The sequence below is a fragment of the Rhizobium sp. S152 genome, from assembly GCF_030380735.1.
Lineage (GTDB): Bacteria > Pseudomonadota > Alphaproteobacteria > Rhizobiales > Rhizobiaceae > Rhizobium.
This window is the reverse complement of sequence record NZ_JAUDRZ010000026.1, coordinates 1-11,063: the sequence shown is the minus strand read 5'-3', so window position 1 is coordinate 11,063 and position 11,063 is coordinate 1. Positions and strand designations below refer to the sequence as shown.

Annotated in this window: 13 protein-coding genes; 8 read left to right on the top strand and 5 right to left on the bottom strand. The window is 61.1% G+C overall.

Annotation, left to right across the window (positions count from 1 at the left end; genetic code table 11):
* The first annotated feature begins 240 nt into the window (after positions 1-240).
* The gene (locus tag QTL95_RS19280) at positions 241-792 is read left to right on the top strand and encodes a single-stranded DNA-binding protein (protein ID WP_289721543.1); all 552 of its coding nucleotides are present in this window, start codon (positions 241-243) and stop codon (positions 790-792) included.
* A 63-nt stretch (positions 793-855) separates the two neighbouring features.
* Here the strand turns inward: QTL95_RS19280 and QTL95_RS19275 are convergent, their stop codons facing one another.
* Positions 856-1,500, bottom strand: a complete 645-nt coding sequence (locus tag QTL95_RS19275; protein ID WP_289721542.1) for a MarC family protein — start codon at positions 1,498-1,500, stop codon at positions 856-858.
* A gap of 226 nt (positions 1,501-1,726) precedes the next feature.
* Between QTL95_RS19275 and gyrA the strand changes: the two genes are divergently transcribed.
* Positions 1,727-4,537, top strand: coding sequence for a DNA gyrase subunit A (gene gyrA, locus QTL95_RS19270; RefSeq protein WP_289721541.1), 2,811 nt, complete (start codon positions 1,727-1,729; stop codon positions 4,535-4,537).
* Between the two features lie 124 nt (positions 4,538-4,661).
* On the top strand, positions 4,662-5,165 hold the full coding sequence (locus QTL95_RS19265) for a GNAT family N-acetyltransferase (protein WP_289721540.1): 504 nt from the start codon (positions 4,662-4,664) through the stop codon (positions 5,163-5,165).
* Between the two features lie 243 nt (positions 5,166-5,408).
* Here the strand turns inward: QTL95_RS19265 and QTL95_RS19260 are convergent, their stop codons facing one another.
* Entirely contained in the window at positions 5,409-5,564 is a 156-nt protein-coding gene (locus tag QTL95_RS19260) for a hypothetical protein (protein WP_197069467.1), read from the bottom strand.
* Between the two features lie 88 nt (positions 5,565-5,652).
* Positions 5,653-5,874, bottom strand: a complete 222-nt coding sequence (locus QTL95_RS19255; protein ID WP_289721539.1) for a hypothetical protein — start codon at positions 5,872-5,874, stop codon at positions 5,653-5,655.
* A gap of 192 nt (positions 5,875-6,066) precedes the next feature.
* Between QTL95_RS19255 and coaD the strand changes: the two genes are divergently transcribed.
* From coaD to tgt, 5 genes are all read left to right on the top strand, one after another.
* Entirely contained in the window at positions 6,067-6,561 is a 495-nt protein-coding gene (gene coaD / locus QTL95_RS19250) for a pantetheine-phosphate adenylyltransferase (RefSeq protein WP_289721538.1), read from the top strand.
* Positions 6,562-6,586: 25 nt separating this feature from the next.
* A complete protein-coding gene (locus QTL95_RS19245) occupies positions 6,587-7,150 on the top strand; it encodes a peptidylprolyl isomerase (RefSeq protein WP_289721537.1) in 564 nt (187 codons plus the stop codon).
* Positions 7,151-7,173: 23 nt separating this feature from the next.
* Positions 7,174-7,683, top strand: coding sequence for a peptidylprolyl isomerase (locus QTL95_RS19240; protein WP_289721536.1), 510 nt, complete (start codon positions 7,174-7,176; stop codon positions 7,681-7,683).
* An 87-nt stretch (positions 7,684-7,770) separates the two neighbouring features.
* A complete protein-coding gene (gene queA, locus QTL95_RS19235; protein WP_289721535.1) occupies positions 7,771-8,853 on the top strand; it encodes a tRNA preQ1(34) S-adenosylmethionine ribosyltransferase-isomerase QueA in 1,083 nt (360 codons plus the stop codon).
* Positions 8,854-9,984 carry a tRNA guanosine(34) transglycosylase Tgt gene (gene tgt / locus QTL95_RS19230; protein ID WP_289721534.1) on the top strand — a complete coding sequence of 377 codons (1,131 nt, stop codon included), beginning with the start codon at positions 8,854-8,856 and terminating at the stop codon, positions 9,982-9,984.
* A gap of 2 nt (positions 9,985-9,986) precedes the next feature.
* Here tgt and QTL95_RS19225 read toward each other — a convergent pair whose 3' ends face one another.
* Both QTL95_RS19225 and QTL95_RS19220 read right to left on the bottom strand, forming a co-directional pair.
* Complete coding sequence (locus QTL95_RS19225; RefSeq protein ID WP_289721533.1) at positions 9,987-10,415, bottom strand: DUF4864 domain-containing protein; 429 nt, start codon at positions 10,413-10,415, stop codon at positions 9,987-9,989.
* 82 nt (positions 10,416-10,497) lie between these two features.
* Positions 10,498-10,806 carry a hypothetical protein gene (locus tag QTL95_RS19220; RefSeq protein ID WP_289721532.1) on the bottom strand — a complete coding sequence of 103 codons (309 nt, stop codon included), beginning with the start codon at positions 10,804-10,806 and terminating at the stop codon, positions 10,498-10,500.
* Between the last annotated feature and the right edge of the window lie 257 nt (positions 10,807-11,063).

Genomic DNA, 11,063 nt, shown 5'->3' with positions numbered 1-11,063 from the left:
CTTCTGTGCTGGAACAAGCCCCTTATTTAGTGATGCCGGCGGGCGAGTCGAGGCTGAATGTCTGGATGGTGCAAGGTTTTCGATTCGGTTGACAGGATCATAGGGATAAAATAGAACAAATAAAGAACAAAATTCCTTGTGGATGAACCGCTATGGACGTCCATCGCGCCGCCTCTATGGTTTAAGGTGCACCGATTGTTTCAAGCGCCGCCGGGCAGGGCGGCAGGTAGGGTGAAAAGTATGGCTGGCAGCGTAAACAAGGTAATTCTGATCGGAAACGTGGGTGCAGACCCGGAAATCCGTCGGACGCAGGACGGCCGGCCCATCGCCAACCTCCGCATCGCGACGTCCGAGACATGGCGCGATCGCAATTCCGGCGAGCGCCGCGAGAAGACCGAGTGGCACACCGTCGTCGTCTTCAACGAAGGCCTGTGCAAGGTCGTCGAGCAGTACGTCAAGAAGGGCGCCAAGCTCTATATCGAAGGCGCGCTGCAGACCCGCAAGTGGCAGGACCAGCAGGGCCAGGACCGCTATTCGACGGAAGTGGTGCTGCAGGGCTTCAACTCGACGCTGACGATGCTTGATGGGCGCGGCGAAGGCGGCGGTGCCGGCGCGGGCGGCGGCTATGGCGGCGGTCGCAGCAACAACAACGATTTCGGCGGCGGCGGCGGCGGTTATGGCGACGATTACGGTTCGCCTTCGCAATCGTCGGGTCGTGGCGGATCGAGCGGCGGCCAGTCCTCGGGCGGCGGCAACTTCTCGCGGGATCTGGACGACGACATCCCGTTCTGATCGATCGCTTCGATCAAGATTTCAAACGGCGCTCCTTTCGGTGCGCCGTTTTCATTTGAGCCCTCAGATCGCAGCGGGCGCGAGGTTCATCGTCGATTTGATGCCATCGACCACGAACTGCGTCGCCAGCGCCGCGAGGATGACGCCGAGCAGGCGGGTGAGGATGGCGCGGCCGGTAACGCCGAGGAAGCGATCCAGGCGGTCGGCGATGAGCAGGGCCAGAAACATCAAAAGCAGGCTGACGGCGATGACGATGATCAGCTGCGCCCGCTCGAAAGACCCCTGCATAGAACCCGCCAGCAGGATGGTCGCCGAAATGGCGCCCGGACCGGAAATCAGCGGGATCGCCAGCGGGAAGACGGCGATGTTCTGAATGTGATCGACGGTGATCGCCGCCGTGCCGGTCTTCTCCTTGCGGTCCTGTCGCTTCTCGAACACCATTTCAAAGGCGATCCAGAAGAGCAGCAGACCACCGGCGATGCGGAATGCGCCGATCGATATGCCGAGAATGCCAAGCACGCTAGCGCCGAACAGCGCGAAGACCGCGAGGATGATGAAGGCGATGATCGTACCCCGCAGCGCAACCTGCTTTCGCTGCGCGCGGGTCATGCCCACCGTCAGCCCGAGAAAGATCGGCGCGAGACCCGGCGGGTCGATGGTTACGAGCAGGGTGGTGAAGGCGTTGATCAGTTGGTCGGCGCTTGCCATCATGTCTCCATAAGCCCATATAGCGGGCCTGACTGCGAGTGATTGTGCGGTGGGGAAATCGATTTGGCAAACAACTCTGCTCGGATAGCGCGAATAGCCCGCCGAAAGGCCGGACTTGCCGCGATTGAGCCGTAAAAGCCTGTTCAAAACTCCCGCTGAAATTGGCGTCCCAGCAGCCTTTCCGTTATAAATCTTCAAGTGATTCTAGAAGAGATCGTGATCCGTTTTGACTGAGCAAACACCCCCCGGCGGCGGGAAGCTCCCGCCAGGCATCGAGCCCATCTCCATCATGGAGGAAATGCAGCGGTCGTATCTCGATTACGCGATGAGCGTTATCGTCAGCCGCGCGCTGCCCGATGTGCGTGACGGACTCAAGCCCGTGCACCGGCGCATCCTTTACGGCATGTCCGAGCTCGGCATCGACTGGAACAAAAAATACGTCAAGTGTGCCCGCGTCACCGGGGACGTGATGGGTAAATACCATCCGCACGGCAACACGGCGATCTACGATGCGCTCGCGCGCATGGCGCAGGACTGGTCGCTGCGCCTGCCGCTGATCGACGGGCAGGGCAACTTTGGCTCCGTCGACGGCGACCCGCCGGCGGCCGAACGCTACACTGAATGCCGCCTCGAGAAAGCCGCGCACTCGCTGCTCGACGACCTCGACAAGGAAACGGTCGATTTCCGCGACAACTACGACGGCACGCTCTCCGAGCCCGTTGTCGTTCCCGCGAAGTTCCCGAACCTTCTGGTCAACGGCGCTGGTGGTATCGCCGTCGGCATGGCGACCAACATTCCGCCGCACAACCTGATCGAAGTCGTCAACGGCTGTATCGCGCTGATCGACAATCCGGCGATCGAGCTGCCTGAGATGATGCAGATCATCCCGGGTCCCGACTTCCCGACAGGCGCCAAGATTCTCGGCAGGGCGGGCATCCGCTCAGCTTACGAGACGGGCCGTGGCTCTGTCATCATGCGCGGTGTTGCCACCATCGAGCCGATGCGAGGTGACCGCGAGCAGATCATCATCACCGAGATCCCGTTCCAGGTAAACAAGTCGACGATGATCGAGAAGATGGCCGAACTGGTGCGCGACAAGCGCATCGAGGGCATCTCCGACCTGCGCGACGAATCCGACCGCCAGGGCTACCGCGTGGTCGTTGAACTCAAGCGCGACGCCAATGCCGACGTCATCCTCAACCAGCTCTACCGCTATACACCGCTGCAGACCTCGTTCGGCTGCAACATGGTGGCGCTCAACGGCGGCAAGCCGGAACAGCTGCAGCTGCTCGACATGCTGCGCGCCTTCGTTTCGTTCCGCGAGGAAGTCGTTAGCCGGCGTACCAAATTTTTGCTGCGCAAGGCGCGTGAGCGCGCCCACGTCTTGGTCGGTCTGGCGATTGCCGTCGCCAACATCGACGAAGTGATCCGCGTCATCCGGCAGGCGCCGGACCCGCAATCGGCCCGCGAAGAACTGATGACGCGCCGCTGGCCGGCGCATGACGTCGAAAGCCTGATCCGGCTGATCGATGATCCGCGTCACCGCATCAACGAGGACATGACGTACAACCTCTCGGAAGAGCAGGCGCGCGCCATCCTCGAGCTGCGTCTCGCCCGTTTGACGGCTCTCGGTCGCGATGAAATCGGCGACGAACTCAACAAGATCGGCGAGGAAATCAAGGATTACCTCGAAATCCTGTCTTCGCGCATTCGCATCCAGACGATCGTCAAGGAAGAGCTCGCCGCCGTTCGCGACGAGTTCGGCACGCCGCGCCGCACCGAGATCATGGATGGCGGTCTCGAGATGGACGATGAAGATCTCATCGCCCGCGAGGACATGGTCGTGACCGTCTCGCATCTCGGCTACATCAAGCGCGTGCCGCTGAACACCTACCGGGCCCAGCGTCGCGGCGGCAAGGGCCGCTCCGGCATGACCACGCGCGACGAGGACTTTGTTAGCCAGCTATTCGTTCTCAATACGCATACGCCGGTTCTGTTCTTCTCCTCGCGTGGCATCGTCTACAAGGAGAAGGTCTATCGCCTGCCGATTGGCACGCCGCAGTCTCGCGGCAAGGCGATGATCAACATGCTGCCTTTGGAACCCGGCGAACGCATCACCACGATCATGCCGCTGCCCGAGGACGAGAATTCCTGGGAAAACCTCGACGTCATGTTCGCGACGACGCGCGGCACGGTTCGTCGCAACAAGCTCAGCGACTTCGTTCAGGTCAACCGCAACGGCAAGATCGCCATGAAGCTCGAGGAAGAGGGGGACGAAATCCTCTCCGTCGAGACCTGCACGGCGCCGAACCACGATCTTGGCATCCCCGGCGACGACGTGCTGCTGACGACGGCGCTCGGCCAGTGCATCCGCTTCGCGGTCGACGACGTCCGCGTCTTCGCGGGCCGCAACTCGATCGGCGTGCGCGGGATCAACCTAGGCGATGGCGACCGGATCATCTCGATGACGATCGTCGGCCACGTGGATGCCGAACCGTGGGAACGCGCCGCCTATCTGAAGCGTGCTGCGGCCGAACGCCGCCTGACGACGGGAGAGGCTGAAGAGATCGCTCTCGTCGGCGAGGAAGTGACCGAAGAAGGTCAGCTCAGCGACGAGCGCTACGAAGAGCTGAAGGCACGCGAACAGTTCGTGCTGACGGTTTCGGAAAAGGGCTACGGCAAGCGCTCCTCGTCCTACGACTTCCGCATCTCCGGACGCGGCGGCAAGGGCATTCGCGCTACCGATACGTCAAAGACCGGAGAGATCGGCGAACTCGTTGCTGCCTTCCCGGTGGATGTAGGCGACCAGATCATGCTGGTGTCAGATGGCGGCCAGCTGATCCGCGTGCCTGTCGGCGGCATCCGCATCGCCAGCCGCGCGACCAAGGGCGTGACCATCTTCTCGACCTCCAAGGACGAGAAAGTCGTGTCGGTCGAGCGCATCAGCGAGCCTGAAGAGGATGCCGAGGAAGCGACCGAAAACGGCGCGGAGAACATCGCCGACGACGGCGACGCGACAACGGAACCGGAAGCATAAGCGCTTCCTTGCAGCCGAACCTTTCGAAAGCCGGGCGGAATTTCGCCCGGCTTTTCTTATGGTTGGTCGTTGAACCGGCATCACGCTCATGTATCTTCGGCGCTCGTTCTGGGAGACCGACAACATGCAAGAAAGTGAAGTGACGATCCGGATACTGACGGTGGACGACGCGGATGCCTTCCGGCAGATCCGGCTGGAGGCCTTGCGTCTGGAGCCGCTTGCGTTTGCCAGCACACTGGAGGATTGGCAGGTTTTGCCGGAGGCCGAGTGGCGGCGGCGGCTCGATGTCGATCCCATTTTCGTGGCTTTCCACTCCGGCATGCCGATCGGCATCATGGGCCTCGCGCGGCAACGGGCCAGCAGGATGGCACACCGCGCGACGATCATCATGGTCTATGTCAGGAAAGAGCACCGCGGCGCGGGTATTGCGTCGCGGCTGCTACGGGCGGTCGCCGAGCACGCCGGCAATGCCGGGATAAAACAGCTGGAGCTCGCCGTCAGCGACGAGAACCTGACCGCGCGGCGTTTTTATGTGAGGGAGGGGTTCGCAGAGATTGGAGTGGTTCCAGGAGGCTATATCTTTGACGGGCGGGAAATTGACGAGGTGATGATGGCGCGCCGTACGTGACCACAAAAAAACCGGAGGCGCTTGGGACGCATCCGGTATGATTGTGCCGGTTTTCGGCGGAGCAGTTTGCGGCGTTCAGAAAACGCTGCGCTTGTGCTCGAACTTCTTCATGTCTTCGCTTTCACGTCGCAAAGCGCTTATGGTGGATCCCACGGACACGATAAACATCACGCTGATCAAGGCAGTGAGTAGAGTTAAAATCGTGAACATGGGCAATCCTCCTGGGTTTTGCGTTCACGTTCCTTAGTATTGGCTCGCAATGACCGGACGGGCCGAAGCATAAGGGCCGTATACCTTGGACGTATCAACCTTCTGATCGTAGAGCGCGATAGTCGCTGCAAGCATACCCGTCATCATTACCATCCAAACTGCATTAATCATGGTAATCTTATTTGGCATCTTGTTTTCCTTGTGCGGCTTAGCGCGTTCGTTCGAGAGATTGAACGCACCCGTTGAGAAATGGTTCCGTCAGATATTGACGGGTCGTTTACCAACCGCGATCTGAAGCGACCTTGAATAGGTCGTTCATCTGGCGTTCAGAATTCCTAATCGGTTTAAATGCAACGTGACCTGTGCGGCGTACGATCGCGTGGTGCTCGCTGACCTCGGCACGAACCCACGCCATATCCCTGTTATCCTGGATCCAGCCATGGACGGCTTCGACGAGGAACGAGAGTACGACGGCTGCGGTAACGAGGATAATCAGCATGGTGGTTTCCGGAAAGGGCAGGGCCGGGATTGACCTCTGCCGGGTTGACGCTTTCGGTATAGTGATCGTCGTCTGAAGCCGCCTTGAACGTCGCGTTCATCCAGCGTTCAGTCGCCCGGCGCACTTGGGGCAAATGACTTGCGGCTAAGCCTCATCCGTGACAAAAGGCGTCGAAACAAACGGCTGGGGCCAATGACGACAGCTTACTATCCGGGGTCGTTCGACCCGATGACCAACGGCCATCTGGATGTACTCATCCAGGCGCTGAACGTTGCGTCGAAAGTGATCGTCGCCATCGGCGTTCATCCCGGCAAGGCGCCGCTCTTCTCGTTCGAGGAACGCGCCGAACTGATCGTGAAGTCGCTCGCGGAAGTGCTGCCCGAAAAGGCCAGGGAAATCTCCGTCGTCTCGTTCGACAATCTCGTGGTCGACGCGGCGCGCGCGCATGGCGCGACGTTGCTGATCCGCGGCCTCAGGGATGGTACGGATCTGGACTATGAAATGCAGATGGCGGGCATGAACCGACAGATGGCGCCCGACATTCAGACGATATTTCTTCCCGCCGGCACGGCTTCGCGGCCCATAACGGCCACATTGGTCCGTCAAATCGCGGCCATGGGAGGCGATGTCAGCGCATTCGTGCCTGCGGCCGTCTTGAAAGCCCTTCAATCCAAGCGCAAATCCTAGGCGAATTCGCCACCATGGAGCTCACATGAAACTGTTTTATCTCGCATTTGCCGGCGTCCTTTATCTGGCTTCCTTCGCCGGCGACGCCTTTGCCGCCGATACGCTGACGATCCAGCTCAAGGGCGGCCCCGTCGTCATCGAGCTCGCACCAGATGTCGCGCCGAAGCATGTCGCGCAGATCGAGGCGCTGGCCAAGAAGGGCGCCTATGACAACGTCGCCTTCCACCGCGTCATCGACGGCTTCATGGCCCAGACCGGCGACGTCCAGTACGGCAACATGGAAAAGGGCTTCGACAAGGGCCAGGTCGGCACCGGCGGTTCGGACATGCCGAACATCCCGGCCGAATTTTCCAAGGCGCCTTTCGTGCGCGGCACGGTCGGCATGGCGCGTTCGCAGGACCCGAACTCCGCCAACTCGCAGTTCTTCATCATGTTCGCCGACGGCTCCTTCCTGAACGGCCAGTACACGGTCGTCGGCAAGGTCGTCTCCGGCATGGAGAACGTCGACAAGATCAAGAAGGGCGAAGGCCAGAACGGCGAAGTCAGCGATCCCGACCGGATGATCAAGGTCACCGTCGGCAAGAAGTAAGTTTCAATACAAGGAGAAAGAACATGGCTGAGATCAAGGATCCGGAAAACACCATCATCCTGGAAACCACCAAGGGTAAGGTCGTCATCCAGCTTCTGCCTGAAGTCGCGCCCGAGCACGTGGCTCGCATCAAGGAACTCGCGCGCGAGAAGGCCTATGACGGCGTCGTATTCCACCGCGTCATCAACGACTTCATGGCCCAGACCGGCGACGTTAAGTTCGGCAAGAAGGGCGGCGAGAGCTTCAACCCGGGCCGCGCTGGCATGGGCGGCTCGGAAAAGCCGGACCTCAAAGCCGAATTCTCGGCAATCAGCCACGTGCGCGGTACCTGCTCGATGGCGCGTTCGCAGAACCCGAACTCGGCCAACTCGCAGTTCTTCATCTGCTTCACGGACAGCCCCTGGCTGAACAAGCAGTATTCCGTCTGGGGCCAGGTCATCGAAGGCATGGAGAACGTCGACAAGATCAAGAAGGGTGAGCCTGTCGTCGATCCTGACTCGATCGTCTCGATGCGGGTTGCCGCCGACGTCTGATTGTGATGTTTGCTGGAACCCGCCCTTGCGCGAAAGCGCGGGGCGGGTTTCGCTTTGCCTGGACCAGCCTTCCCGGAATTGCCCCTGATGCGCGTAGACCTTTTCGATTTCGACCTGCCTGAGGAACGCATTGCGCTGCGACCCGCGGAGCCGCGCGACAGCGCGTGCCTGCTCGTCGTCAATCCCAATGGCGAGACGCAGCTATCAGATCATCGCGTCAGTGACCTGCCGTCGTTTCTGAAGGCAGGGGACGCGCTCGTGTTCAACGATACCAAGGTCATCCCGGCGCAGCTCGAAGGTATCCGCCACCGCGAGGGCGCAGGCGGCCAGCAGGTTTCGGCGACGCTGCACATGCGTGTTGGCGCCAACCGCTGGAAGGCCTTTGCCAAGCCCGGCAAGCGCATCAAGGTCGGCGATCGGATCGCCTTTGGCCATGGTGGCGAGAGCTGCCTGCTCGGCGCGCTGGACTGCACCGTCGAGGAGAAGGGCGAGGGCGGCGAGGTGACGCTTGCCTTCGATCTGTCGGGCCCTGCGCTCGACGAAGTCATCCATTCCGTGGGCCATATTCCGCTGCCGCCCTATATCGCCGCCAAGCGCGCCGAGGACGCGCGCGACCGCGCCGACTACCAGACGATCTATGCGCGCGAGGACGGCGCCGTCGCAGCGCCCACCGCGGGCCTGCATTTCACGCCCGAACTCTTCGCGGCGCTCGACAAGGCCGGCATCGAGCGGCATTTCGTGACGCTGCATGTCGGCGCCGGCACCTTTCTGCCGATGAAGGCCGACGATACCGATGATCACAAGATGCATCTCGAAAGCGGCTATGTCAGCGGCGAGACGGCAACCAAGCTCAATGCGGTCAGGGCGAGGGGCGGGCGGATCGTCTGTGTCGGCACCACCTCGCTACGGTTGATCGAGAGTGCCGCGCAGGATAGTGGCGAGATCCGCGGCTGGGCGGGCGCTACCGGCATCTTCATCACGCCGGGCTACCGCTTCAAGGCGGTCGACGTGCTGATGACCAACTTCCACCTGCCGCGCTCGACGCTGTTCATGCTGGTTTCGGCCTTCGCCGGTCTGGAGACCATGCACGCGGCTTACGACCATGCCATTTCCACAGGCTACCGCTTCTATTCCTATGGCGATTCCAGCCTTCTTTTCCGGAAAGACTAGATGACCGAGAACTTCCAGTTCACCCTCAAGAAGACCGACGGCGGCGCACGTCTCGGCGAAGTTTCCATGCCGCGCGGCACGATCCGCACGCCGGCCTTCATGCCCGTGGGCACCGTCGGCACAGTCAAGGCGATGTATCTCGACCAGGTGCGCGATGGCGGCGCCGACATCATTCTCGGCAATACCTATCACCTGATGCTGCGCCCCACGGCCGAGCGCGTGGCGCGGCTTGGCGGCCTGCACAAGCTGATCCGCTGGGACGGGCCGATCCTGACCGATAGCGGTGGGTTCCAGGTCATGTCGCTGTCGGGTCTGCGCAAGCTCGACGAGCAGGGCGTAACCTTCAAGAGCCATGTCGACGGCAGCCTGCACCACATGTCGCCTGAGCGCTCCATCGAGATCCAGGGGCTGCTCGACAGCGATATCCAGGTGCAGCTCGACGAATGCGTGGCGCTTCCGGCCGAGCCGCGCGAGATCGAGCGCGCCATGGAGATGTCGCTGCGCTGGGCGGAACGCTGCAAGGTCGCCTTCGGCAACCAGCCGGGCAAGGCTATGTTCGGCATCGTGCAGGGCGGCGATATTCCGGCACTGCGCGTGCGCTCGGCGGCGGCGCTCGCCGATCTCGACCTCAAGGGCTACGCGGTCGGCGGTCTTGCAGTCGGCGAGCCGCAGGCTGTCATGCTGAAGATGCTCGAGGAGACGCTGCCGGTCCTGCCGACCGAAAAGCCGCGCTATCTGATGGGCGTCGGCACGCCCGAGGACATCCTGCGCTCGGTGGCGCGCGGGATCGACATGTTCGACTGCGTGATGCCGACCCGCTCGGGTCGCCATGGCCTGGCCTTCACCCGGCGCGGCAAGGTCAACATCCGCAACGCCCGCCACGCCGAGGATATGCGTCCGCTCGACGAGCAATCGAACTGCCCGGCGAGCCGCGATTATTCACGGGCCTATCTGCATCACCTCGTTCGTTCCAACGAGGCGCTGGGCGGCATGCTGCTCTCGTGGAACAACCTCTCCTATTATCAGGAACTGATGCAGGGCATTCGCAAGGCAATTGCCGAGGGCCGCTTCGCAGACTTCATGGCGGAGACGGAAGCCGAATGGGCGAGGGGCGACATCGACCCCGTATAAGGTCAGATGCCTTTGCTGTCGGTGTTCGGAAGGATCTGGACGCCGTTGATCTTGTAGCTCCCGTCGGGTTGGCGGGAGACCTGGTAGATCGCGGTCCAATCCTTGTCGTCACGGCCTGATATCAACACCTCCTGGTAAATCATCGCGCCGTCATCAATCGAACGGCTGCGGCCGAAGGCATAATTGCCGGGATGGTAGACCGGCTCGTAGCTCTTCTTGACCATGGCGAAGAAGACATTCTTGTCGGGGTAAAGCGCCTTGATACCGGGTGCGGCATAGGAGTAGGCCGTCTCGGGATCGTCCTTCAGAAACGCCTTGATCTGTGCCTCGATCATCGCTCGGCTGGTCTCTATCGGATCCTGCGCCCGCGCTGTTGTCAACGCGCCCATCGAAGCGGCACAAAAAATGAGGACTGCGAAGAAGGCGCGCATGGGCATTGTCTCCAACTATCCCGAAGGGCTGCAGTATCCTTCAGAATTGTAGGGCTTTTGGAGCGCAAGAAAAGAGGCGTGATCACACTGCGTCGCGGGCAAAGATGCGTGCGAGCAGGAGACCGGCAACGAGCATGCCAAGCGCGATGAATATCGTGTCGATCGGCGTGCCGATATACAGCGGGCCAATATTGGCGAAGAGCAGAAACGCCACAACGAAATTCGCCCAGCTCCAGACCACGTTCAGTTCGGCGGAACTCGTTCGGCCGCCCGACATTCTCGCAAACGGCGTGCGAAACGGCCGGCCGCAGACGCCGCTCACGAAATGCGGAATACCGTTGGTCATGATGGCGGCTGCGAGGAAATGAGCGATGAAGGCGATCCAGGGCATAAAGGTCTCCACAGTGAATCCGAAAGAGACGGGTGCAGGTTACGCCCGGCCAAGTCCGGAAATTTCACAGTGAACGCATCTTCGCAAGCTTTTGTTCCAGCAGTGCTTTTGCGCTGTCGGGCAAGGTACGAGTTTGAGGACGGGGATATGCGCTACCTGTGAGTTCATGCTGAAGCGCGACTTGCGGGGCCTCTCAAGCTAACCGGCGTAGCGTATCTGGGCGAGGAGTTTCTTTCGAAAGACCTCTGCCGGCGTTC